Source organism: Knoellia flava TL1, from assembly GCF_000768675.1.
Classification (GTDB): domain Bacteria; phylum Actinomycetota; class Actinomycetes; order Actinomycetales; family Dermatophilaceae; genus Knoellia; species Knoellia flava.
The window spans coordinates 13157-36009 of sequence record NZ_AVPI01000004.1 but is presented as its reverse complement, the minus strand read 5'-3'; the positions used below and the strand labels follow the sequence as shown (position 1 = coordinate 36009).

Below are 22853 nucleotides of genomic sequence, written 5' to 3'. Positions count from 1 at the left end.
CATACGCGCTTCGTGTCGCGGGCGCGAGCGCCCACGCGCGTGGGTCAGCCCGGACCGCTGGAGAGGACCTCGGAGCCGGCGATCTTGAGCACCCCGTCCTCGTCGACGAGCCGGAACCGCGTGCGCTCGACGTCGACCCGGCCGTTCTCGTAGGTGTAGCGCAGGGTGGCCTCGACCTCGTCCGGTGGCCGCGCCCTGACGTCGCTCACGCGGACGTCGTCGATGCGGCCCCAGAAGGACTCGAAGGAGTCGCGGCCGCCGCTGGGACTGCGCTGGTATCCCGCCGTGAGGCGCGACCACGCCGCATCGGTGTCGTCCGGCAGCAGGGCGTAGTAGCTCGAGATCGCCGAGGAGAGCTGCTGCGGCCGGCTCGCCGGTGGCGAGGCGCTGGGCGACGACGTCGACGGGGTCGGCCGGCTGGTCGGGGTCTGCGACGGCGACGACGCGGTGGGTGACGGCGTGGTCGAGCGTGAGGGCGTGTCCGATGTGGCCGAGGTGCTCGGCGCGGTGCTCGGCGAGGTGTCGCGCGCCTCGCCGGCGTCGGAGCCGCCCGGGAGGTTGCCGGTGAGCGCGGCCACCAGCACGGCCACGGCCACCGCGGCTGCGCCCAGGAGCAGCAGGGCCCGGCCGCGTCGCCGAGGCTCCCGGTCGGCCGCTCCGCTGGGCGCTCCCGACGCTCCCGACGATCCCGGGGCTCCCGGCCCGTCGTGGGCGTCCCCATCGTCAGGGTCCGGTGGGAACCACGGCAGGACGTCGTCGCGCTCGCCGTGCTCGTCGTGCCGGGGCAGGACCGCGGTCGGCGCCACGGGCGGCATCGCCCGGTCGAGGTCCTCCTCCTCGGGCAGCCGGGCGAGGCGGTCGGCGACCTCGCGCATCGTGGGGCGGGCGGCCGGATCCGGCGAGAGCATGTCGAGGAGGAACCCGGTGAGCGGCCCGGCGTTCGTCGGCGCGGGGACATCGGCGGCAGCGACCTTGTGCAGCAGCGCGATCGAGTTCTCGTCGGAGCCGAACGGCGGCGCGCCCTCGAGCGCAGCGAACAGCGTCGAGCCCAGCGAGAAGACGTCGGCAGGGTAGGACGCCTCCTCGCCGCGGGCCGCCTCCGGCGCGAGATAGGCCGGCGTGCCGTGCAGCAACCCGGTCCGGGTCAGTGTCGCGTCGCCGAGGGCGTGCGAGATCCCGAAGTCGCTGATGTGCGAAGCGCCGTCGGCGGTGAGGAGGATGTTGCCGGGCTTGACGTCACGGTGGACGATGCCGAGGTCGTGCGCGGCGGCCAGCGCCGTGGCGACCTCGTGCCCCACCCGTGCCACGGTCGCGACGGGCAGCGGTCCCAGCTCCTTGAGCCTCGCCGACAGCGGGGTCGACGGGATCAGCTCCATGACGAGGCACGGCCGGCCCTCGTGCTCGACGACGTCGAAGACCGTGACGGCGTGCGGGTGGTGCAACCGGGCGGTGATGCGTGCCTCGCGCATGGCGCGGTCCTTGGCGAGCTGCGCCTCCGCCTCCGGCACCCCGGAGAGCGTGTGCAGCAGCTTGACCGCCACGCGCCGCTGGAGGCGTTCGTCGAACCCCTCCCACACGACACCCATCCCGCCGGTGGCGATGACCCGGTCGAGGCGGTAGCGCCCGGCCACGAGCGTCTCCGGCACAGTCAACGAGGTCCTCCTTGCACGGCGTGGCTTTCGGTCGGTCGGCCTCACGAGCCTACGGGTCGACGCGCCGCGCGGTGCATCTGTCGGTTCCCGCTGCGAAACTCCTACCCATGCCTGACATCGGTATGCCGGGTGGTTCCGCCGCGCGCCCGGCGCTCTTCTTCCGTGACGCGTCGGAGTTCCGGGCCTGGCTCGAGGAGCACCACGAGACCGCGACCGAGCTGTGGATGGGGCTGCACAAGAAGCACGTCACCGACCGCGGCCTCACCTGGGAGGAGGCTGTGCCCGTGGCGCTCTGCTTCGGGTGGATCGACAGCGTGTCGCAGCGGATCGACGACGACTCGCGCCGTCAGCGGTGGACGCCGCGCAAGCCGTCGAGCGTCTGGAGCGCGGCCAACATCGCCCACGTCGAGCGGCTCACCGCGGCTGGTCTCATGCGCCCCGCAGGGCTCGCGGCGTTCGAGCGCCGCCGACCCGGGGACAGCGGCTACTCCTACGAGACGCGGCTCCAGCTGGACGAGGGGCAGCGGGCCCGCCTGCTCGCCGACCCCGCAGCCGCGGCGTTCTGGGAGGCCGCGACGGAGTCCTACCGTCGGGTCGCCGAGAACTGGGTGGTCAGCGCCAAGCGCGAGGAGACGCGCGAGAGCAGGCTGGCCCAGCTCATCGACGACAGCGCCCACGGGCGGCTCATCCCGAGCCAGCGCTACGGCACGGTGCCGAAGTGGGTGGAGCGTGCGGCTGCCGCCGCGGAGGCAGCCCGAGGCACGCAGTCGTCGGACTCGTAGGCGGTCGGCTCAGTCGCCGTCGACGAGGGCCGGCGGTGGGGCCAATGCCTCGACCGCGAGTCCCCACGACGTGAAGGTCGACGTCGTCACCTCGTCGTCGGCCGTGACGACGAGCTCGAGCGGCCGGCGGTCACCGTCGACGCAGATCCGCGCGGACTGGGGGGTCGGCCCGTCGCCATCGCCGGCGGTGGCACCCGGCCCCAGGGTGAGCGAGTGGCAGGTCGCCGCAGTGCCGGCCACGGTGGCCTTCTCGGTCTTCGTGATCCTCGAGGCCCAGTCGATGACGCCGAGCAGGCCGTCGAGCGTGACATCCTCGAGCCGCTCGGTCGTTTCGGCCGCCGACAGGCGCTGCCAGCGGTTCGCCGACTTCCTCTCGCTCTGGTCCTTGAGGTAGCCGATGCCATCGACGACGTCGAGGGTCCAGATCTCCTCGCCGACGTGGAGCACCCGTCCCGAAGGCGGCTCGGTGAGCTCGACCTCGATCTCCTCCTGCGTGATCCGGTCGCCAGCGTCGCCCGGACGGACCGTGCGCGTCACGGCGACCGACCCGGCCGCCAGCGCCGCGTCCTTGATCGGGCCGGTGGTGTCCGCGGGCTTCGCCTCCCGTGGCGTGTCGCTCGTGCCGGTGCCGTCGTCGGACCCGCCCCCGTCGCCGCCTCCGGAGCACCCGGCGGCGATCAGCGCGACGGCCACGGCGGCAGCCACCTGTCGCGCGAGTCGTCCCTGCACCGTCACCTCTGGTCCTTTGCCTCTGCGTCGTGGGGGACTGCTGTCCCGCGCCGGGTGCAACCCTAAGCGTGCGACTGGCCACCCTCTAGTGTCGTGCGAGTGACGTACACCGCGCGGGACCGTGAGCGCTGGGTCGCGGAGGACCCCGCGCACAAGCGAGCCGACCGCGACGACTTCGCCCGGGACCGCGCCCGGCTCGTGCACTCGGCCTCGCTGCGCCGGCTGTCCGCCAAGACCCAGGTGCTCCAGCCGGGCAGCGACGACTTCGTCCGCAACCGGCTCACCCACAGCCTCGAGGTCGCCCAGATCGGCCGCGAGTTCGGCGGGGCACTGGGCTGCGACGCCGACGTCGTCGACACGGCCTGCCTCGCCCACGACCTCGGCCACCCACCGTTCGGCCACAACGGCGAGACCGCGCTCAACGAGGTCGCGGCCGGCATCGGCGGGTTCGAGGGCAACGCCCAGACCCTGCGGATCCTCACCCGGCTCGAACCCAAGCGCTTCCACGCGGACGGCCGCCCGGCCGGGCTCAACCTCACCCGGGCCAGCCTCGACGCGACGACGAAGTACCCGTGGGCCCGCGGCGAGGGGCCCTCGCCCCCGCCGAAGTTCGGGGTCTACGCAGACGACCTGCCCGTCTTCGCGTGGTTCCGTCAAGGAGCGGTCGAGGGCCGCCGTGCCTTCGAGGCCGAGGTCATGGACTGGTCCGACGACGTCGCCTACTCGGTCCACGACGTCGAGGACGCCATCGCCTCCGGTCGGCTCGACCCGCGCCGGCTGCGCGACGCCACCGACGTGGACGTCGTCCTCGAGGTCGCCACCGCCTCCTACGCCGTCGACCTCGACCGCGACGAGCTCGGCTGCGCGCTGGAACGGCTGCTCGCCACGGGCACGGTGCCGACGGCATACGAGGGCAGTCGCGGTGACCTCGCAGGGCTCAAGGACATGACCTCGCGCATCATCGGCCGCTTCGTCCACTCGGTGGAGAAGGCGACACGCGATCGGCACGGTTCCGGTGCGCTCGTGCGCCACGAGGCCGACCTCGTCGTGCCCGTCGGGACGCGCGCGGAGTGCGCCGTGCTCAAGGCGGTCGCTGCGCACTTCGTCATGAACGTCGCCGAGCGCGTCGAGCTCATGGCGGGGGAGCGGGCCGTCATCGCCGATCTCGTCGAGGCCTACCGGGAGGACCCCTCCCGCCTCGACGCCGACCTGCTGGCCGATTACGAGGCCGCAGCCGACGACGGGTCAGCACTGCGTGTCGTCGTCGACCAGGTCGCCTCCCTCACCGACGTCCGCGCGCTCGAGCTGCACCGCCGCTGGTGCTGAGCGCTCGCCGTCTCAACGCACGACGTCGAGAACGTTGAGCTGGACCCCGTTGCCGTATGCCGCGTGCTCGCTGAGCGTGAGCCGCGCCTTTGCGGCGTCGGTCGCGAAGAGACGCTTACCGCTGCCGAGGAGGACGGGGAAGACGAGCAGGTGGTAGCGGTCGACGAGCCCGGCCGCCGCCAGACCCTGCGCGAGCGTGGGGCTCGCGTGGACGAGGATCGTGCCCGGCTCGTCCGACTCCTTGAGCGCGGCGACGTCGTCGAGGCTGCGCAGGACGGTGGTGTTGTGCCACTCCGGGTCGGTGAGGGTGCTCGACACGACGCACTTCGGCATCGCGTTGTAGTCGGCGAACTCGTCCATCGTGGGCCAGACGGGAGCGAACTCGTCATAGGTCTGGCGGCCGAGCAGGAGGCACCCGGCGTCGGCCTGCTCGCGGCCCTTGATCTCGTAGGCCGCCTCGTCGAACTCGACGTCCTTGAAGGTCCAGCCGGCGTGGGGGTGGTCGCCGCCCCCGGGGGAGTCGACGACACCGTCGAGGGAGATGAACTCGGAGACGATGAGGGTGCGCATGGTGGTGTCCTTGTGCTTCGAGGGGGGGAGGGTCATCCTCTCCACGAACGGGGTCGCACGGATACGACATCCCACCCGACGTTTTCTTCACACCGCGTCCAGCGGCGGGGTCACCAGTCGACGCGCGCCTTGTAGGCGTGGTGGTCGGAGCCGAACGTCTGGACCTGGTGGGACTTCGTGGCCACGGCGTTGTCGGGGACGTAGATCTCGTCGATCGTGTAGCCGGCGACGTCCTTGACGTCGAGGATCCGCAGCCCGGACAGGTTCTCGGCGCGGCGTCGGTTGAAGTCACCGACGACCACCGGCGCTTTGTGCAGCCGGCGCAGGCGGGTGATCTCGGACTCGAGGACGTCGAGGTGACGGAGCCAGCGACCCTGCCGGTTCGGGTGCTTGCCGTTCCACGCGCCCGAGATGAGGTGGGTGCTGACGAAGGCGAGCTTCTTGCCGGTCTGCTTGTTCCTGAGCACGACGGCGTTGACGAAGCGGGCGCGGTCGACAGGGTCGTTGACCTCCTGCCAGCCGATGACCCCGGCGAACGCCGGGAAGCTGCCGTCGCCGTAGTGCGTGTGGTCCAGCGGCGCCCGCCGCGGTCGGTCCGGGGCGGGCGCGCCACCCTCGGCCGCGTCGCTGCGAAACCGCTGCGATTCCGGTGCGGTCGCACCACCGTGCCCCGTGTGGACACGGCTCCGCCCTGGGGAAGGGCGCCCGCGCGCCCGGGTGGGCAGACGGCATACTGAAGCCCTCACAGGAGCGGACGAGGACCGGAGGTGCGCGTGGCGGGGCGGATCAACGCAGACGACGTGCAGTCCGTCAAGGAACGCTCCTCCATCGAGGACGTCGTGCGTGACCACGTGACGCTCCGTCCGGCCGGTGTCGGCTCGCTCAAGGGCCTGTGCCCGTTCCACGACGAGAAGACCCCGTCGTTCACCGTGCGCCCGGCCGTCGGCGCCTACCACTGCTTCGGCTGCGGCGAGGGCGGGGACGTCATCTCCTTCGTCCAGAAGGTGGAGCACCTCACCTTCGCCGAGTCGGTCGAGCGGCTGGCGGCCAAGATCGGGATGGAGCTGCGCTACGAGGAGGGTGGAGGGCCGCGCGCCGAGGGTGGCCTGGGGCGGCGCTCGCGGCTCATCGAGGCGCACCGCGTCGCCGAGGAGTTCTACGCCTCGGTCCTCATCGGGCGGCCCGATGCGCGACCCGGCCGCGACTTCATGCGCGACCGCGGGTTCGACAGCAAGGTCGCCGAGCGCTTCGGCGTCGGCTTCGCCCCACGCGGCGGCGAGGAGCTCACCCGCCACCTGCGTGAGAAGGGGTTCACCGAGGACGAGATGGTCACCGCGGGGCTGTCCGGCCGGGGGAGCCGCGGCCTCTACGACCGCTTCCGCGGACGGCTCGTCTGGCCGATCCGCGACGTCATCGGCGACACCGTCGGGTTCGGCGCCCGGCGCCTCCTCGACGACGACCGCATCGCCGCGAAGTACCTCAACACCTCGGAGACCCCCATCTACAAGAAGTCGATGGTCCTCTACGGCCTCGACGCCGCGAAGAAGTCGATCGCGACCGAGCGGCGGGCCGTCATCGTCGAGGGCTACACCGACGTCATGGCCGCGCAGCTCTCCGGCGTCGAGGGGGCGGTCGCGACGTGCGGCACCGCGTTCGGTGTCGACCACATCAAGATCCTGCGGCGCATCATGCGCGACGAGACCGACGGGGCGCCGGCCAAGGTCGTCTTCACCTTCGACGGCGACGCCGCCGGACAGAAGGCCGCGATGAAGGCCTTCGGCGAGGACCAGCGCTGGGCCTCGCAGTCGTTCGTCGCCGTCGCACCCGACGGCATGGACCCGTGCGACCTGCGCCTCGCCAAGGGCGACGAGGCGGTCAAGGCGCTCGTCGACGACGCCGTGCCGATGTTCGAGTTCGCGGTGCGCACGACGATCCGCCGCTTCGATCTCGAGACCGCCGAGGGGCGTGTCCAGGCGATGCGTGCGGTCGCACCCATCATCAACTCGATCCGCGACTCGTCGCTGCGGCCCGAGTACATGCGGACGGTCGCCGGCATGCTCGGCGTCGAGGTCGAGCAGGTCCGCAGCGAGGTCCAGCGCGCCGGGCGCATCGCCGCCCGGGACGCGTCGTCCGGCGCGCCGGGCCGGCCGGGGGACCGCACGCCCGCGTCCACCGACGACGTGCCCGAGCCCGACGCGCGCGAAGATGCCGCGGCGATGCCCGCGCCCAACCTGCGCGACCCCGTCGTCAACACCGAGCGTCAGCTCCTCCAAGCCCTGCTGCAGTACCCCACGCGGTTCAGCACCGAGACGATCGACGCCCTCCCGTCGGTGGCGTTCACCGCCCCCGCGCACGCGGCGATCTTCGACGGGGTGCGGGCCGTCGCGGCGCGCGCCTCCCAGCTCTCGACCGCCGGCTGGACTGCGGCCGTCGCCGAGGCCGGGCCGCTCGCCGTGCGCGGGCTGCTCGCCGAGCTGAGCGTCGCGCCGCTGCCCACAAAGGTCGACCCGACGACGGGCCTGCCGCCCCAGCGCTACCTCGACTCGCTCGTCATCGGCGTCCACGACGCCGGCCTGAGCCGCCAGATCGCCGACGAGACCGCCGCGATCCGCCGCCTGCAGAACTCACCCGACCCGGAACCGGAGGCCATCCGTGAACGTTCCCGCAAGCTCATCGAGCTCGAGATGAGCCGGGCCCGGCTGCGCGATCGGCTCGTGACGTGAGGCTCCCTCGGCTCGGCCGCCGCGGGCCCGAGGTGCCGGCCGAGGTCGCGGGGGCGCTCGGCGAGCGGGGGCGCGAGGTGCTCAGCGTCGCGCAGGACGAGCGCTCAGGGTCGTGGGTCGTCGCCACCACGACCCACGTGTATGCCGTCCGCGACGGTTCCGTGGTCATCGAGCGTCCGTGGCACATGGTCGACACCGGCTCGTGGGACGACCAGACGCGCCGGCTCACCGTGCAGTGGGTCGACCGCGCGCCCGCGACGGTGTGGCAGATCCAGCTGCCCTCGACGTTCCCGCAGGTCTTCCGCGAGCGGGTCCAGGCGAGCGTCGTGCTCTCCGACGAGGTCGACCTCGGCGACAAGCGGCGCGCCCGGGTCGTCGTCCGCAAGGACCTGGAGACGCAGGCGCTGCTCGGCCAGACGATCCTCGGACGGGGCGTGAGGTCGAGCGACCCGGGGGTGCGCGAGCAGACCGCGGCCGCCCTCGGCCGGCTCCGTGAGCAGGTCGGGCTCGACTGATCCCGACCCCAGCGGCGGGGTGGGGGAGCCGTTTTCGTGACTGGCCCCTCCCTTTGCTATCGTTGCGCAGCGCGCCGCCCCCGGGTGGCCGCGCACCGGTGTCAGCACCGATGCATTGCATTCCCCTGTAGCTCAATTGGCAGAGCAGCCGACTGTTAATCGGCAGGTTGTTGGTTCGAGTCCAACCGGGGGAGCATCGCGGATGTCGACCGACATCCACCCCAGCCGGACCCGCGTGAGTGGGTCCGGCTGATGCGTTTCTCGCGCTGGGCCGTGCGGCGCGATCGCGGACACCCCTACGCGGTCGCATCCCGAACTCGCAAGGGCCGTGACCGGCAGACGGAGCGTCTCGGGCCTTTATGCTGCCCGGGTGTCTGACGTGTTGATGTCCGGAAGGCTGGGCAGGTTGCTCGAGGCCGCGGAGGCGGTCTCGCCCGTGGAGGCAGTCCAGTCCGTGGCCCGTGAGCTCGGCGAGGCCTTCGGTGCCACCGAGGTGTCGTTCCTCATCGCCGACCTGTCTGGACGGGCCCTCGTCCGGCTCGCCCACGCCCCGCTCGAGGAGGACGCGGAGCCGGGCAGCGCCCCCTCGCTGGCCGCCCACCAACGTCAGGCCGACGAGGAGCGCGCCACCACACTCCCCTTCGACGGAGGACATGGCGAGCAGGCCGTGCGCACGCAGACCATCCAGGTGGTCGCGCCCGGTGCCTCTGACTCGGGCACGGCCGCACGTCTGTGGACGCTCCTCGCGCCGATCACGGAGCGGGGCGAGGTCATCGGGGTGCTCGAGATGCTCCTGCCGAAGGAGCCCGACGAGGACACCCGTTCGGCAGCGGGGCAGCTGGCGCACTTCCTCGGCTTCGTCGTCATCGCCAACCGCCGCCACACCGACCTGTTTGAGTGGGGCCAGCGCAGCCGTCCCGCGAGCCTGTCCGCCGAGATCCAGCAGCGGCTCCTGCCCGCGTCGCGCACGTGCGAGGCCGGAGCCTTCACCCTGTCCGCCTGGCTCGAGCCGGCGAGCGACATCGCCGGTGACAGCTTCGACTACAGCCTGGCCCGCGACCACCTCCACCTGTCCGTCACCGACGCCATGGGTCATGGGGTGGGTGCGGCCCTCACGGCGTCGCTGAGCGTGGGCGCCCTGCGGGGTGCCCGCCGGCGTGGGGCGTCGCTCCTCGAGCAGATGGCCGCCACGAACACCGCCCTGGTCGAGCACTCCGACGCCCGCGGTGCCGACGACTACGTCACCGGGGTGGGCGGTCGACTGGACCTCGAGACCGGCACGCTCGACCTCGTCAATGCCGGCCACGTCCCGCCCTACCTCGCACGCAATGGCCGCGTCGAGGTCGTCGACCTGCCGCCGGACCTGCCGATCGGTCTCTTCCCGGGCACCCGCTACCGGAGCACGCGGGTCGCCCTTGAGCCCGGCGACCGGCTCGTCGTCGTCACCGACGGCATGCTCGACCGCAACGCGGCCGGCCTCGACCTCACGGCGGTCATCGGTGAGACCCACGACCTGCATCCGCGCGAGGCAGCTCGACACATGGCCGACCGCGTCCTCGACGCCACGGGACACAACCTCAAGGACGACGCCACGATCCTCGTTCTCGACTGGTACGGAGGCCATGGCCGGGATCGGACGACGGTCTCGGGAGCTGACCCGGGCCGCGCCAGCGCGCGACTGTCCTGACCCTCCGCCCGTCCGGCCAGTCACACCTTTCCCGCCCGATGTGGCAAACGTGCACCGGGCCCGGCGACAGTCGCCGGGCCCGGTGCACGCTTCACGCTCGCATTCGGAGGTCGCGACTACGCCGGGGTTGCGTCCGCTGGTGCGCCTCCCGGAAGCGGTGCCGCGGCGACCGCGCCGCCGGCGGTCTTGCCCCGGCGGTTGAGCCGCTTCTCCACCGTCACCGCGAGGCGGGAGAGCAGGTAGTTCATCGTGATGAAGAGGATCGCCGCGACGATGTAGGCCGGCACCGTGTTGGTGAACGCGGACCCCAGAGTCTTGGACCACGTGAGCAACTCGGTGTAGGTGATCGCCGTGCCGAGCGCCGAGTCCTTGAGGATCGTGACGAACTGGCCGATGAGCGCCGGCAGCATGGCGGTGAGGGCCTGCGGGAGCTGGATCGAGCGCAGCACCTGGCCGGTCGTCAGGCCGACGGCGAGGCCGGCCTCGCCCTGACCCTTGGGGAGGGAGTGGACACCGGAACGAACCAGTTCCGCGATGACCGCGCCGTTGTAGAGCGTGAGCGCCGTGACGACCGCCGCGAGGGGGTTGAGGTCGTTGGCGAAGACGCCGTTGCGGGTGTAGACGCCGAACGCAAAGATCATCATGATGAGCACCGGGACGGCCCGGAAGAACTCGACGACGACGCTGCACACCCACCGCACGGGGCGGATGGTGGAGAGCCGGCCGACGCCGAAGACCAGGCCGAAGACCGCGGCGAAGACGATCGAGATGAGCGCGGCCTTGATCGTGCCCCAGAGGCCCTTGAGCAGGTAGTCGCGCCACACCGACCGGTCGGTGAGGAACGGCTCCCACATGTAGCCCTGGAGCTGGTTGGCCGTCTGCATCTTGCGGACGACGACGTAGAGCGCCACCACCGCGAGCACGGCGCCGACGACCGCGAGGATCGCGTGCCGGCGACGGGCCTTGGGGCCCGGGGCGTCGAAGAGGACGGACTGGGCGCTCATCGCTTCACCGCCAGACGCCGCGACATGCTCGTGAAGAACAGTCCGAGGGGCAGGGTGAGGATGACGAAGCCGATCGCGAAGACGAGGAACACGCTGAACCGGCTGCCCTCGTTCTCGATGACGGTCGACATGAGGTTGGCCGCCTCCCCGCCACCGATGACGGCGGCCACGGTGCTGTTCTTGATGAGGGCGATGATCGTCGACCCGATGGGGGCGATCGAGCCGCGGAACGCCTGCGGCAGCAGCACGTGCTGCATGCTCTGGCCGAAGGTGAGCCCGATCGCGCGGGCCGCCTCCGCCTGTCCCGCCGGCACCGTGTTGACGCCCGAGCGCAGTGCCTCGCAGATGAAGGCGCCGTGGTAGACGGCGAGCATCACCGCGGCCCAGCGAAAGGCGTTGCTGTTGAGGTCCTGGGTGTTGAGCTGGAGACCGAGGATGAAGGTCAGCCCGAGGATGCTGAAGACCATGAGCAGGGTCAGCGGGGTGTTGCGGAAGGTGTTGACGTACCAGGAGCCGATCCACTGGAAGACCCGCACGGGGGAGAGCCGCAGGACGGCGACGATGGTGCCGAGCACCAGCGCCCCGAACGTCCCGAGGAGCGACAGCTTGATGGTGCCCCAGAACGCGGCGAGCACGTCGTAGTTGCTGAGGATCTCACCCATGCAGAGACCTTTCCTTGCCGTGGTCGTTCCGGCACTCGGGTATGCCGTCCGCCCGGGTGAGCGGACGGCATACCCGAGACGCCGTGGTCGTGGAGCGGATCAGGAGCAGGCGTCCGGCTTCGGCGGGTTCACCGCGGTGTCGACCTTGAAGCCGGCCGGGCCGAGGTTGGCGTCGACGGCCTTCTGCCAGTCGCCGGAGTCGACCATCTTGGTGAGCGCCGTGTTGATCTTCTCGCAGAGGGCGGTGTCGCCCTTCTTGATGCCGACGCCGTAGCGCTCTTCGGAGAAGGTCTTGCCGACGACCTTGAGCTTGCCCTTGTACTGCTCCTGCGAGGCGTAGCCGGCGAGGATCGTGTTGTCCGTCGTCAGGGCGTCGACGCCCTTGGAGACGAGGGCCGCGACGCACTCGGAGTAGGTGCCGAACTCCTGGAGCTGGACGCCGGGGTACTTGTCCTTGACCTTCTGGGCAGAGGTGGAGCCGGTGACCGAGCAGAGCTTCTTGCCGGTGAGCGTCTCGGGGCCGGTGATCGAGCTGTCGTCACCGCGGACGAGGAGGTCCTGGCCGGCAATGAAGTACGGACCGGCGAAGGAGACGGTCTCCTTGCGCTTGTCGGTGATCGAGTAGGTCGCGAAGATCATGTCGACCTGGCCGGTCGAGATGAGGGTCTCGCGCTGGGCGGAGGGCGCCTGCACCCACGTGATGTCACCCTCGCCGCTGCCGAGCTCCTTGGCGACGTACTTCGCGACGTCGACGTCGAGGCCGGTGTAGTCCTCGCCCTGCTTGAGGCCGAGGCCGGGCTGGTCGAACTTGATGCCGATCTTCACGGCCTTGCCGGTGCCGCCGCTGGCGTCGCCACCGGAGCCCGAGTCCGAGTCGTTGGCGCTGTCGCCGCAGGCGGCGAGACCGAGCGTGAGCACCGAAGCCGCGAGAACCGCGCCGATCTGACGAACCTTCATTGTTTCCTCCTGTGTGGGTCTGACATCAGTGGGTGAGGATCTTGCCGAGGAAGTCCTTGGCGCGGTCGCTCTTGGCGTTGGTGAAGAACTCCTCGGGCGTGTTCTCCTCGACGATCTGGCCGTCGGCCATGAAGACGACGCGGTTCGCGGCCTTGCGGGCGAAGCCCATCTCGTGGGTGACGACGATCATCGTCATGCCCTCCTTGGCGAGGCCGACCATGACGTCGAGGACCTCGTTGATCATCTCGGGGTCGAGCGCAGACGTCGGCTCGTCGAAGAGCATGACCTTGGGGTCCATGGCGAGGGAGCGGGCGATGGCGACGCGCTGCTGCTGGCCGCCCGAGAGCTGGGCGGGGAACTTCTGGGCCTGGTGGGCGACACCGACGCGCTCGAGCAGCTCCATGGCGCGCTTCTCGGCGGCAGCCTTCTTCTGCTTGCGCACCTTGATCGGGCCGAGGGTGACGTTGTCGAGGATCGTCTTGTGCGCGAAGAGGTTGAACGACTGGAAGACCATGCCGACGTCGGCACGCAGCTGCGCGAGCTCCTTGCCCTCCTCGGGCAGGGTCTTGCCGTCGATGGTGATCGTCCCGGACTCGATCGTCTCGAGCCGGTTGATGGCGCGGCACAGCGTCGACTTGCCCGAGCCGGACGGCCCGATGACGACGACGACCTCTCCCTTGCCGATCTCCAGGTCGATGTCCTTGAGGACGTGGAGGTCGCCGAAGTGCTTCTGGACGTCCTTGAGGACGACGAGGGGCTCAGTCATGGGGCGAAACCTACCGCCATGTGCCGTCCGCCACGCACGACTGGGCCGATGCGACACCGATTCGCAACGCAGTCCGGGCTGTCGACGGCGTATGCCGGCCGCTCCGCACCCGCGGGTAGGCTCGGCTCCGCTTCACGGGGCGGTAGCTCAGTCGGTCAGAGCAGCGGACTCATAATCCGTCGGTCCTGGGTTCAAGCCCCAGCCGCCCCACCCCGGCCACGCAGGAGGGGCCGGTCCGATGCCGGACCGGCCCCTCCTGTCATCGCGTCAGCAGCTCTTCGACTTGCCCTTGCAGGTCGTCGACGTGGTGGAGGGCGCCGGCACCGCGTTGGTGTTGAGCCCGTCGACCTTGCGGATGGTGGCGTTGAGACGCTCGCCGAGGTAGATCGTGCCGTTGTGGACGCCGATCGACCAGGCGTATTCGGGCACGGTGGTCAGGCCCTGCCAGCTGAGGCCGTCCGCGCTGCGGTAGACGCCGGCGCGAGAGAGGGCGTAGATGTAGCCATCGCCCGGGATGTCGAAGTCAAGAACGTTCCAGCCGTCGGTGTTGAGAACGGTGGTCGCGGTCTTGCCGTCGAAGGCGACCACTCCGCGCCCGTAGTTGGTGCAGATGATGTTGCCTTTGAAGACCTCGACAGCCCGTGACTCCACGGTGTTGCAGGGGTTGAGGGACAGGGTCGACCACGAGGTCCCATTGAAGATACGCAGCGGCGCCCCTTCCGCAACGTTGTGCGCTTGTAGGTACATCTTCCCGTTGATGGCGGCCGCCCAGTAATAGCGCTCGTAGCCCGTTTCGACGTTCGACGTGTCGGCGGCAACCAACGTCCACGTCGCGCCGCGATCGGTGGATCGGTACGCCGCTGCACCGCCCTTGCCACTGACGACGTTCTTGGCAGAACCGACCATCCACAGGTCGGTGCCGTTGAGCGAAGCAACGTCGTAGACGTGCTCGGCGGGAGCCTTGAACTCGTTCGTCCAGGTCCCGCTCGCGTTGGTCGAGAAGCCCTGGTTGGCGGTGGCCGATCCGGTCGGGTCGGTCCACGGCGCATAGAGCTTGCCGTTGATCCGGCGGAAGGTCGTGACCTCCTCGGTGGGCGCGGTGAGCCCCGTCTCGGCGAAGGTGCGCGTCGCGGGGTCGAACGTGGTCACCTTCGTTGGCCCGCCGTTCTCGAGGTAGTCGCCGTAGCCGACGAAGAACCTGCCGTTGTCGAGGGTGAGGCTGCGAATAGTGCGGCCTGAATCGTTGGGCTTCTCCATCGCCTGGGGGCTCACCCCGACGATGCTGGTCGGATACGTCGGCATCGTGGTGGACGTGAGCGCGGGTGCGGGCTTCCTGCTCTTGACGGCGTTCGCCGGCGTGGCTGTCAGGGCGACGACGCACCCGAGACTGGTGACTGTTGCGGCCAGCGCGGCGAGAGCCGGGCGGGCGACGTGGCGGGATCCCATCGAGGGCGCTCCTAGGTTGGAGGGGGTGACCCGAACGGGTCAGGCACGCCCATAGTCAAGGTGGGTCGTACCGTAGGCAACTCAGAACCACCAAATGACTCGAAAGGACTATAAGGTTCGCTCGCGGCTCTCGGGGCATTCTCGAGCCGTCTCACATCGTGACGCGTGTTCGTGGTGGTGCGACTGGGGTTCATGCGGCATGATGTGGCCCACGGTTCACGAGTTCGCTCGTGAGGCGACAAACAGCGGCGCCGCGGGCGCCCTCACAGCGAGCTGGCCGGCATACAGATCTGTTGCCTCCGGACCACGTGCGACGGCGTTGGGGAAGACGTCCCTTGCACACCAAGGAGGCCAGGATGTCTGTCGCGACGCGACGTGTGTCGACCCGGGGAGTGGTGTTCATCCACTCGGCCCCGGCAGCGCTGTGCCCGCACATCACCTGGGCACTCGAGAAGGCCACGGGCTCCCGTGTGGTCATCGACTGGACCGAGCAGCCGATCGCGCCAGGGCTGCGCCGCGGCGAGTGGTCGTGGATCGGCGAGCAGGGGACGGGCGCGCACATCGCCTCGACGCTGCGCGGCTGGCAGGGCGTCCGCTACGAGGTCACCGAGGACCCGAGCGCCGGCTGCGACGGCTCGCGCTGGTCCTACACGCCGAGCCTGGGCATCCACCACGCGACGACGTCCGCGAGTGGCGACGCCGTCGTCGGCGAGGAGCGGCTCAAGGAGATCCTCATGCTCGCGCAGGGCTCACCCGACGCGATCGAGGAGATGCTCGAGGAGGTCCTCGGCACCGAGTGGGACGCCGAGCTCGAACCCTTCCGGTATGCCGGTGACGGGGCGTCCGTGCGCTGGCTCCACCAGGTCGGATAGGCCGGCCGACAACCCGCACACGTCACGAGGCCCGCTCCGGTACAGGGGGAGCGGGCCTCGTGCTGTGTCCGGCACCATGCGGAGGAAACCTCGAGGGTCCGGAGGGAAATGTTCCCTCCGGACCCTCAACGTTCCCGCATGCGGAGCAAAAGCTGAGGCGGCTAGAGGGGGATGTTGCCGTGCTGACCGCGCCGCTGGGGCGCCTCGGCGATGGCCCTGGCGAGGGCGGACCGGGTCGCGGTCGGCTCGACGATCTCGTCGACGACGCCGATCTCCACGGCACGGGGCAGGCCGCCACTGAGGCGGTCGTGCTCCTCCGCGAGCTCCTGCTCGACCGCCGCGCGCTCGGCGTCGTCGACCTCGGCGAGCCGGCGGCGGTGCAGGATGCGGATCGCGGCGACCGAGCCCATGACGGCGACGTGGGCGGTCGGCCACGCGAAGACCTTGGTCGCCCCGAGCGAGCGCGAGTTCATCGCGATGTAGGCACCGCCGTAGGTCTTGCGGGTGACGAGGGTGACGCGCGGGACCGTGGCCTCGGCGAAGGCGTGGAGCAGCTTGGCGCCACGGCGCACGACCCCGTCCCACTCCTGGCCCACGCCGGGGAGGTAGCCCGGCACGTCGACGAGGACGATGAGCGGCACACCGAACGCGTCGCACATGCGCACGAAGCGGGCCGCCTTCTCGGCGCTGGGGGAGTCCAGACAGCCACCGAGACGCATGGGGTTGTTGGCGATGACACCGACCGTGCGGCCGCCGAAGCGACCGAGCTGGGTGACGATGTTCGGAGCCCAGCGCGGGTGCAGCTCGACGGAGTCGGCACCCTTGTCGAGGACGTTGTCGACGACGGGGTGCACGTCGTAGGCGCGCTTGGCCGACTCGGGGAAGGTCTCCTCGAGGTCGATGTCCTCGATGCCCGTCGCGTCGAGCGTGCCCTGGTCGGCAAGGAGGGAGCAGAGCTGGCGCCCGCGCTCGTAGGCCTCCTCGGTCGACTCGGTGACGACGTGGACGACGCCGCTGCGACGGCCGTGCGGCTCGGGGCCGCCGAGGCGCAGCGCGTCGACGGCCTCGCCGGTGACGGAGCGGACGACGTCGGGGCCGGTGACGAAGATGCGGCCGTCGGGCGCGAGCACGACGATGTCGGTGAGGGCAGGTCCGTAGGCCGCGCCGCCCGCAGCAGCGCCGATGACGACCGAGATCTGCGGGACCTTGCCGGACGCGCGGGTCATGATCGCGAAGACCTCGCCGACCGCGTGCAGGCTCACGACACCCTCGGGAAGGCGTGCGCCCCCGGAGTGCCAGATGCCGACGACCGGTATGCCGTCCGCGAGCGCCCGCTCGTAGGCCTCGAGGATCACCTTGCAGCCGGCGACGCCCATCGCGCCGCCCATGATCGTGGCGTCGGAGCAGAAGGCGGCGACGCGGGTGCCCTGGCAAGTGCCGACGGCGGCGAGCATGCCGGAGTCGTCCTCGGGGGTGATGAGCTCGAGCGAGCCCTCGTCGAAGAAGGCGGCGAGTCGCAGGCGCGGGTTGCGAGGGTCCGTGGCGCGGTCGGGCTTGGGCTTGGTGGCGGCCGACGCGGTGGCGGACGCCTCGTTGGGCTGGTGCGCCATCAGAGGCTCTTCACCGCGAGGGCGACGTTGTGGCCACCGAAGCCGAACGAGTTGTTGAGCGCCGCGATGTCGCCCTCGGGGAGCTTGCGGTGCTCGCCGCGCACGACGTCAAGCGAGATCTCGGGGTCGAGGTTCTCGATGTTGATCGTGGCGGGGGCGATCCGGTGGTGCACGGAGAGGATCGTGAAGAGCGCCTCGAGGGCACCGGCGGCACCCAAGAGGTGGCCGGTCATCGACTTCGTGCCGCTGACGCACATGCCGTCGGTGGCGTCACCGAAGGCGCGGCGGATGGCGTTGGCCTCCGCGACGTCGCCGACGGGGGTCGAGGTGGCGTGGGCGTTGATGTGGACGATGTCCGCGGGCGTGATGCCCGCGCGCTGCACGGCCTCTCGCATGGCGCGGGACGCTCCCGCGCCCTCGGGCTCGGGGGCGGTGATGTGGTGCGCGTCCGAGGACATGCCGGCGGGAGCGAGCTCGGCGTAGATCCGGGCACCGCGCGCCTTGGCGTGCTCCTCGGACTCGAGCACGATGACGGCCGCACCCTCACCCATGACGAAGCCGTCGCGACCCGTGTCGTAGGGCCGGGAGGCGTGGGCCGGGTCGTCGTTGCGGGTCGAGAGAGCCTGCATCTGGGCGAACCCGGCGAAGGGCAGCGGGTGGATGGCGGCCTCGGTGCCGCCGGCGATGACGATGTCGGCGCGACCGGACAGGATCTGGTCGACGGCCAGGCCCATCGACTCGGCGCCGGACGCGCACGCCGACACCGCGGTGTGCGCGCCTGCACGCGCACCGAGGGCGAGGGAGACGTTGCCGCTGCTCGTGTTGGGCATGAGCATTGGGACGGCGAGGGGGAAGACCCGTCGAACGCCCTTTTCCCGCAGGTTGTCCCACTGGGTCAGGAGGGTGTGGACGCCGCCGATGCCGGTGCCGATGGCGACCATGAAGCGCTCGGGGTCGACCTCGGGGCTTCCTGCGTCGGCCCAGGCCTCGCGCGAGGCCACCATGGCGTACTGCGCGCTCGGGTCCATCCGGCGGCACTCGACCTTGGTGAGCACCTCCTCGGGCGAGGTGTGGATCGTGGCGGCGAAGGTGACGGGGAGCTCGTACTGCTCGACCCAGTCCTGCGCGAGCGGCCGCGCGCCGGGGGTGCCGGCGAGGATGGCGTCCCACGTCTCGGTGATCGTCCCACCGAGGGGTGTGGTGGCTCCGAGTCCGGTGACGACGACGCGACGTTCGGTGCTCATGTTCGATGACTCCTTGGCGTGGGACTGGTCCCGACCTATTGCGCTTTCGTGCGTCCTGCGGGCGGTGAACCGCCCCTGGACCGGCACGAAAGCGCAATAGGTCGAGAGGGGATCAGCTCTGGTTGGACTGGATGAACGAGACGGCGTCGCCGACGGTGCGCAGGTTCTTGACCTCGTCGTCGGGGATGCGCACGCCGAACTTCTCCTCGGCGTTGACGACGATCGTCATCATCGACAGCGAGTCGATGTCGAGGTCGTCGGTGAAGGCCTTGTCGCTCTGGACGCTCTCGGGGTCGAGGCCGGTCTCTTCGTTGACGATCTCCGCGAGACCCGCGAGGATCTCCTGCTCGCTCTGAGCCATGTCCTGCTCCTTTGTCGTTCGGTCCGCCGGGTGCGGACTCTCTGGTGGGGTGGTGCGGGTGGTGCTGTGGTCCGAGGTGACCCGTGGACCGCGGGAGTCCCTAGGGGAGCGTCACGACCTGCGCGGCATACGAGAGGCCGGCGCCGAAGCCGATCTGGAGCGCGAGGCCGCCACGCGGGGCGAGGCCCTCGCGCAGGAGGCGCTCGGTGGCGAGGGGAACCGACGCCGCCGAGGTGTTGGCCGAGTCGACGATGTCGCGCGCGACGGCGACGTGGTCGGGCACCTTGAGCTGCTTGCACATCGCGTCGATGATGCGGACGTTGGCCTGGTGCGGGATGAAGGCGTCGAGCTGGTCGACGGTGACCCCCGCGGCGTCGAGCGCCTGCTGGGCCACGGGCGCCATGCTCCAGACGGCCCAGCGGAAGACGCTCTGGCCCTGCATGCCGATCGTCGGCCAGTCGAGCTTCTGCTCGTGGACGTCGATCCAGCTCTCGTTCTGGGCGATGACGTCCCACTTGTCGCCCTCGGAGCCCCAAACGGTCGGGCCGATGCCGGGCGAGTCCGCCGCGGTGACGATGGCGGAGCCGGCGCCGTCACCGAAGATGAAGGCGGTCCCGCGGTCGGTGCGGCTGGTGAAGTCCGAGAGCCGCTCGACGCCGATGACGGCGACGTTGCGGGCGCTGCCACCGCGGACCATGTCGCTGGCGATCGCGATGCCGTGGCAGTAGCCCGCGCAGGCGGCCGAGATGTCGAAGGCGACCGGCTTGCCCATGCCCATGCGGTCGGCGAGGGCCGGTGCGGCAGCCGGGGTCTGGTAGGGGTGCGAGACGGTGGCGAGGACGACCGCGTCGATCTCGCCGGCCTCCATGCCGGCCATGTCGAGGGCGTCGCGCGTGGCGGCCTCGGACATGTCGATGATGCTCTCGCCCTCACCGGCGAAGTGGCGGGTCTTGATGCCCGAGCGCTCCTGGATCCACTCGTCCGAGGAGTCGATGGCGTCGACGATCTCGGAGTTCGGCACGACGCGGCGCGGACGGTAGGCGCCGACGCCGACGATGCGGGCGTGGGCCGCCCCCGTGGAGGGGGTGATGCTGCCGGACACGTCAGCCCTCCTGCGGGTGCAGGCGGAGGACGGGCTGGCCGGGGGAGACGGGGTCGCCGTCCTCCACGAGCCACTCGACGACGCGGCCCCCGTGCGGGGCGACGACCTCATAGGTGTCGCGCAGGGTGCCGACGGTGGCGACGACGCTGCCCGCCTCGACCGCGGTGCCGACCTCGCTGTGGGTGAACGACACCATGCCCTTGGCGGGGCTGATGACGAGGCGCCACGTCGGGTCCTGGGCCACGCCCGAGGACTTGCCGTGCTCCTTGACCATGCGGTGGGCCTGCTCGAGGTCGTCCGGGCTCTTGAGCGCGAGGATCTCGACGTCCTTGAGGACGCGCTTCGCGAGACCGGCGAGGGTTCCGGCCGGCGGGATCTCGATGATGCCCGTGACGCCGAGCTCCTTGAACGTCTCCATCGTGAGGTCCCAGCGCACCGGGTTGCTCACCTGGCTGACGAGGCGGCCGAGGACCTCGCGGCCGCTGTGGACGACGGCGCCGTCGCGGTTGGAGACGAGCGGCACCCGCGCGTCGTGGGTCGACATCGCCTTGGCGTAGCCGGCGAGGACGTCGACGGCGGGCGCCATGTGCTGCGTGTGGAACGCGCCGGCGACCTTGAGCGGGATGACCCGGGCCTTGGCGGGCGGCTCGGCGGCGAGGGCCGCGAGCTGCTCCATCGTCCCTGCGGCGACGACCTGGCCGGCGCCGTTGATGTTGGCGGGGGTGAGTCCGTGGCGCTCGATCGTCGCGGTGACGTCGTCGGGGTCGCCGCCCATGACGGCGCTCATGCCGGTCGGGGTGACGGCGCTGGCCTCGGCCATCGCGCGACCGCGCTCGCGGACGAACACCATGGCCTGCTCGGCGGAGATGACGCCCCCGGCAGCGGCGGCCGTGATCTCACCGACCGAGTGCCCGGCGCCCGCGCCGACGAGGCGGAAGCCGTCGGCCGGGTGCTCGAAGAGCGCGAGGAGCGACACGAGCCCCGACGCCACGATGAGCGGCTGGGCGACGGCCGTGTCCTTGATGGTCTCCTCGTCGGACTCGGTGCCGTGCGTGACGAGGTCCATGCCGGCGACGGCCGAGAGCCAGCCGAGCCGTTCGCGCACGCCGGGGATGGCGAGCCAGGGGGAGAGGAAGCCGGGGGTCTGGGAGCCCTGTCCAGGGCAGACGATCACGAGCACCCCTTCAGCGTGTCCGTCCGGGGGCCCGCTCGGCGCGAGCGGCGGAGACGAACCTCACCGCAGACTTCTGTAGGGTTCCTACAACGCCCGGGCGGAGGGCCGGGTGACGCGCGTCGCGGGCTCGGGGGCTACCCGCCCGTAGGCGAGGGCGAGCCGCACGGTCTGCGCGTCGTGCGGGTCGGTGAGGTCGTAGCCGATGGTGTCGGCGATCTTGGCGAGGCGGTAGCGGACCGTGTTGGGGTGGACGAAGAGGGTGCGTGCCGTGCCCTCGAGCCCGAGCCCGCCGTCGAGGTAGGCCGCCGCGGTCTCGAGGAGGTTGCCACCGCCGCTCGCCGACAGCGGCGCATAGACCCGCGAGACGAGCGAGGCCCGGGCCGGCAGGTCGCCGAGCAGTGCGCGCTCGGCGAGGAGGTCGTCGCTGCGCACCGGCCGGGGCGCGGTGGGCCAGGCCGGGGCTGCCGTGTGGCCCGAGAGCGCGGCCCGCGCGCTGCGCCCCGCGGCATACAGGTGGGGGACGACGGGACCGACGACGATCGGGCCGTCACCGAAGTGGCTCCCGAGGTGGGAGGCGGTCTCGAGCGCGTCCGAGACCCGGCCCGCGATGCAGACGACGCGCCGGCCGTGGATGGCGACGAGCACCTCGACGCCGACCCGCTTCGCGCCACGGTGGAGCAGGTCCACCACCTGTGCGGCACCCGTGCTCGGGGTGGACCCGACGATGACGCACACGTCGCTCGTCGTGCCCCAGCCGAGGGCGGAGGCGCGCGACTGCATGGAGTCGTCGGCCTCGCCACGGATGACGGCGTCGACGACGAGCGCCTCGAGCCGGGCGTCCCACGCGCCACGCGCCTCGGCGGCGTGGGCATAGACCTCCGCCGCGGAGAAGGCGATCTCGCGCGAGTAGAGAAGGACGGCCTCGCGGACCTTGACCTCGTCGTCGCCGGCGGCCAGCCCCATCGACTCGCGCTCGACGACCTCGACGACGGTGCGGACGAGGTCGAGGGTCTGGCCGAGGCTGATCGAGCGGGTCAGCTCACGCGGCGCCGTGCCGAAGACATCGGCGGTGACGTGGGCCTGGTCCTGGCTGCCGGTGAACCACTCGATGAACGAGCGGATGCCGGCCTGCGCGACGAGGCCGACCCACGACCGGTCCTCGGGCGGGAGCGCGCGGTACCACTCGTGCGAGCTCTCCATCTGCTGGACGGCGGCGGCGCCCAGATCGCCGGCTGCGCGCTCGACCCGTCGTCGGGTCGCCGCCGAGGGGCGCGTTCGCGTCGTGGCCACGTCGGCAGTCTATTTGTATGCCGTGCACAACGCGTATACCGTCCCGTGACCTTCGCGTCGTGTCACGTCGCGCGAGCTCAGGCCTGCCATCCGAGGAGCGACTCCCCGAGCGTCATCGTCAGCCACCACACGGCTGCGGCGACGAACGGCATGGCCAGGACCCACCACGGGCGCCGGGTGAACCACCGGATCGCGAGGACGAGCAGCACGAGCCAGAAGGCGAGCAGGAGCACGACGGCCCAGAGCGGGGCGGCCAGCCCGGAGGCGACGTAGAACGGCAGCACGCCGATGAGCCCCAGCACGCCGAGCGTCGCGACAACGCGCTCGAGGATCCGTCGGTTGTCCATGGTCGATCTCCCGTCCGTCCGCGACTCATTGCCC

At 71.0% G+C, this 22853-nt stretch carries 22 protein-coding genes and 2 tRNA genes; 8 read left to right on the top strand and 16 right to left on the bottom strand.

Annotated elements, in window-relative coordinates; genetic code table 11:
• Nucleotides 1-44: 44 nt before the first annotated feature.
• A complete protein-coding gene (locus N798_RS02850; RefSeq protein ID WP_052116847.1) occupies nucleotides 45-1646 on the bottom strand; it encodes a serine/threonine-protein kinase in 1602 nt (533 codons plus the stop codon).
• Between the two features lie 113 nt (nucleotides 1647-1759).
• Here N798_RS02850 and N798_RS02845 point away from each other — a divergent pair, with 113 nt between their 5' ends.
• Nucleotides 1760-2434, top strand: a complete 675-nt coding sequence (locus N798_RS02845; protein ID WP_084100030.1) for a YdeI/OmpD-associated family protein — start codon at nucleotides 1760-1762, stop codon at nucleotides 2432-2434.
• Nucleotides 2435-2443: 9 nt separating this feature from the next.
• Here N798_RS02845 and N798_RS02840 read toward each other — a convergent pair whose 3' ends face one another.
• Entirely contained in the window at nucleotides 2444-3169 is a 726-nt protein-coding gene (locus tag N798_RS02840) for a hypothetical protein (RefSeq protein WP_035946116.1), read from the bottom strand.
• Nucleotides 3170-3262: 93 nt separating this feature from the next.
• Between N798_RS02840 and N798_RS02835 the strand changes: the two genes are divergently transcribed.
• Complete coding sequence (locus N798_RS02835) at nucleotides 3263-4489, top strand: deoxyguanosinetriphosphate triphosphohydrolase (protein ID WP_035946114.1); 1227 nt, start codon at nucleotides 3263-3265, stop codon at nucleotides 4487-4489.
• Between the two features lie 12 nt (nucleotides 4490-4501).
• Here N798_RS02835 and N798_RS02830 read toward each other — a convergent pair whose 3' ends face one another.
• Nucleotides 4502-5059, bottom strand: a complete 558-nt coding sequence (locus N798_RS02830) for a dihydrofolate reductase family protein (RefSeq protein WP_035946183.1) — start codon at nucleotides 5057-5059, stop codon at nucleotides 4502-4504.
• A gap of 110 nt (nucleotides 5060-5169) precedes the next feature.
• Nucleotides 5170-5805 carry an endonuclease/exonuclease/phosphatase family protein gene (locus N798_RS17995; RefSeq protein WP_156971584.1) on the bottom strand — a complete coding sequence of 212 codons (636 nt, stop codon included), beginning with the start codon at nucleotides 5803-5805 and terminating at the stop codon, nucleotides 5170-5172.
• Nucleotides 5806-5832: 27 nt separating this feature from the next.
• Between N798_RS17995 and dnaG the strand changes: the two genes are divergently transcribed.
• The 4 genes from dnaG to N798_RS02805 all read left to right on the top strand — a co-directional run bounded on the left by dnaG (nucleotide 5833) and on the right by N798_RS02805 (nucleotide 9984).
• Nucleotides 5833-7782 carry a DNA primase gene (gene dnaG / locus N798_RS02820; protein ID WP_035946177.1) on the top strand — a complete coding sequence of 650 codons (1950 nt, stop codon included), beginning with the start codon at nucleotides 5833-5835 and terminating at the stop codon, nucleotides 7780-7782.
• Nucleotides 7779-8297: a hypothetical protein gene (locus N798_RS02815; protein WP_052116845.1), complete on the top strand. Its 519-nt coding sequence runs from the start codon at nucleotides 7779-7781 to the stop codon at nucleotides 8295-8297. The genes dnaG and N798_RS02815 overlap by 4 nt, the downstream gene beginning before the upstream one ends.
• 121 nt (nucleotides 8298-8418) lie before the next feature.
• A tRNA-Asn gene (locus N798_RS02810) sits at nucleotides 8419-8491 on the top strand.
• 176 nt (nucleotides 8492-8667) lie between these two features.
• Complete coding sequence (locus N798_RS02805; RefSeq protein WP_198030697.1) at nucleotides 8668-9984, top strand: PP2C family protein-serine/threonine phosphatase; 1317 nt, start codon at nucleotides 8668-8670, stop codon at nucleotides 9982-9984.
• 116 nt (nucleotides 9985-10100) lie between these two features.
• On the opposite strand, the gene N798_RS02800 is transcribed toward N798_RS02805, so the two are convergent.
• From N798_RS02800 to N798_RS02785, 4 genes are all read right to left on the bottom strand, one after another.
• Nucleotides 10101-10988: an amino acid ABC transporter permease gene (locus N798_RS02800; protein ID WP_052116844.1), complete on the bottom strand. Its 888-nt coding sequence runs from the start codon at nucleotides 10986-10988 to the stop codon at nucleotides 10101-10103.
• The gene (locus tag N798_RS02795; protein WP_035946110.1) at nucleotides 10985-11650 is read right to left on the bottom strand and encodes an amino acid ABC transporter permease; all 666 of its coding nucleotides are present in this window, start codon (nucleotides 11648-11650) and stop codon (nucleotides 10985-10987) included. The genes N798_RS02800 and N798_RS02795 overlap by 4 nt, the downstream gene beginning before the upstream one ends.
• A gap of 99 nt (nucleotides 11651-11749) precedes the next feature.
• Nucleotides 11750-12607: a glutamate ABC transporter substrate-binding protein gene (locus tag N798_RS02790; protein WP_035946109.1), complete on the bottom strand. Its 858-nt coding sequence runs from the start codon at nucleotides 12605-12607 to the stop codon at nucleotides 11750-11752.
• Nucleotides 12608-12632: 25 nt separating this feature from the next.
• The gene (locus N798_RS02785) at nucleotides 12633-13373 is read right to left on the bottom strand and encodes an amino acid ABC transporter ATP-binding protein (RefSeq protein ID WP_035946108.1); all 741 of its coding nucleotides are present in this window, start codon (nucleotides 13371-13373) and stop codon (nucleotides 12633-12635) included.
• A 136-nt stretch (nucleotides 13374-13509) separates the two neighbouring features.
• Here N798_RS02785 and N798_RS02780 point away from each other — a divergent pair.
• Nucleotides 13510-13583 (top strand) — tRNA-Ile (locus N798_RS02780).
• A gap of 57 nt (nucleotides 13584-13640) precedes the next feature.
• On the opposite strand, the gene N798_RS02775 is transcribed toward N798_RS02780, so the two are convergent.
• The gene (locus N798_RS02775) at nucleotides 13641-14645 is read right to left on the bottom strand and encodes a WD40/YVTN/BNR-like repeat-containing protein (RefSeq protein WP_156971583.1); all 1005 of its coding nucleotides are present in this window, start codon (nucleotides 14643-14645) and stop codon (nucleotides 13641-13643) included.
• Between the two features lie 530 nt (nucleotides 14646-15175).
• Here N798_RS02775 and N798_RS02770 point away from each other — a divergent pair.
• Nucleotides 15176-15691: a DUF3145 domain-containing protein gene (locus tag N798_RS02770; RefSeq protein ID WP_035946104.1), complete on the top strand. Its 516-nt coding sequence runs from the start codon at nucleotides 15176-15178 to the stop codon at nucleotides 15689-15691.
• A 161-nt stretch (nucleotides 15692-15852) separates the two neighbouring features.
• Here the strand turns inward: N798_RS02770 and N798_RS02765 are convergent, their stop codons facing one another.
• The 7 genes from N798_RS02765 to N798_RS02735 form a co-directional block, all read right to left on the bottom strand.
• Nucleotides 15853-17301 carry an acyl-CoA carboxylase subunit beta gene (locus N798_RS02765; protein WP_035946103.1) on the bottom strand — a complete coding sequence of 483 codons (1449 nt, stop codon included), beginning with the start codon at nucleotides 17299-17301 and terminating at the stop codon, nucleotides 15853-15855.
• The gene (gene fabF, locus N798_RS02760; RefSeq protein ID WP_035946102.1) at nucleotides 17301-18545 is read right to left on the bottom strand and encodes a beta-ketoacyl-ACP synthase II; all 1245 of its coding nucleotides are present in this window, start codon (nucleotides 18543-18545) and stop codon (nucleotides 17301-17303) included. The genes N798_RS02765 and fabF overlap by 1 nt, the downstream gene beginning before the upstream one ends.
• Before the next feature lie 112 nt (nucleotides 18546-18657).
• The gene (locus N798_RS02755; RefSeq protein ID WP_035946101.1) at nucleotides 18658-18906 is read right to left on the bottom strand and encodes an acyl carrier protein; all 249 of its coding nucleotides are present in this window, start codon (nucleotides 18904-18906) and stop codon (nucleotides 18658-18660) included.
• A 100-nt stretch (nucleotides 18907-19006) separates the two neighbouring features.
• Nucleotides 19007-20008, bottom strand: a complete 1002-nt coding sequence (locus N798_RS02750) for a beta-ketoacyl-ACP synthase III (protein ID WP_035946099.1) — start codon at nucleotides 20006-20008, stop codon at nucleotides 19007-19009.
• A 1-nt stretch (nucleotide 20009) separates the two neighbouring features.
• The gene (locus N798_RS02745; protein ID WP_035946098.1) at nucleotides 20010-21188 is read right to left on the bottom strand and encodes an acyltransferase domain-containing protein; all 1179 of its coding nucleotides are present in this window, start codon (nucleotides 21186-21188) and stop codon (nucleotides 20010-20012) included.
• Nucleotides 21189-21266: 78 nt separating this feature from the next.
• Nucleotides 21267-22472, bottom strand: coding sequence for a PucR family transcriptional regulator (locus N798_RS02740; protein WP_035946096.1), 1206 nt, complete (start codon nucleotides 22470-22472; stop codon nucleotides 21267-21269).
• 77 nt (nucleotides 22473-22549) lie between these two features.
• On the bottom strand, nucleotides 22550-22819 hold the full coding sequence (locus tag N798_RS02735; RefSeq protein WP_035946095.1) for a hypothetical protein: 270 nt from the start codon (nucleotides 22817-22819) through the stop codon (nucleotides 22550-22552).
• Nucleotides 22820-22853: the final 34 nt, after the last annotated feature.

Bases quoted from the DNA above. Each gene is read 5' to 3' on its own strand.
- N798_RS02845 (WP_084100030.1), top strand. From the start codon at position 1,760: ATGCCTGACATCGGTATGCCGGGTGGTTCCGCCGCGCGCCCGGCGCTC.
- N798_RS02830 (WP_035946183.1), bottom strand. From the start codon at position 5,059: ATGCGCACCCTCATCGTCTCCGAGTTCATCTCCCTCGACGGTGTCGTC.
- N798_RS02800 (WP_052116844.1), bottom strand. From the start codon at position 10,988: ATGAGCGCCCAGTCCGTCCTCTTCGACGCCCCGGGCCCCAAGGCCCGT.
- N798_RS02795 (WP_035946110.1), bottom strand. From the start codon at position 11,650: ATGGGTGAGATCCTCAGCAACTACGACGTGCTCGCCGCGTTCTGGGGC.
- N798_RS02790 (WP_035946109.1), bottom strand. From the start codon at position 12,607: ATGAAGGTTCGTCAGATCGGCGCGGTTCTCGCGGCTTCGGTGCTCACG.
- N798_RS02785 (WP_035946108.1), bottom strand. From the start codon at position 13,373: ATGACTGAGCCCCTCGTCGTCCTCAAGGACGTCCAGAAGCACTTCGGC.
- N798_RS02770 (WP_035946104.1), top strand. From the start codon at position 15,176: ATGTCTGTCGCGACGCGACGTGTGTCGACCCGGGGAGTGGTGTTCATC.
- N798_RS02765 (WP_035946103.1), bottom strand. From the start codon at position 17,301: ATGGCGCACCAGCCCAACGAGGCGTCCGCCACCGCGTCGGCCGCCACC.
- fabF (WP_035946102.1), bottom strand. From the start codon at position 18,545: ATGAGCACCGAACGTCGCGTCGTCGTCACCGGACTCGGAGCCACCACA.
- N798_RS02755 (WP_035946101.1), bottom strand. From the start codon at position 18,906: ATGGCTCAGAGCGAGCAGGAGATCCTCGCGGGTCTCGCGGAGATCGTC.
- N798_RS02735 (WP_035946095.1), bottom strand. From the start codon at position 22,819: ATGGACAACCGACGGATCCTCGAGCGCGTTGTCGCGACGCTCGGCGTG.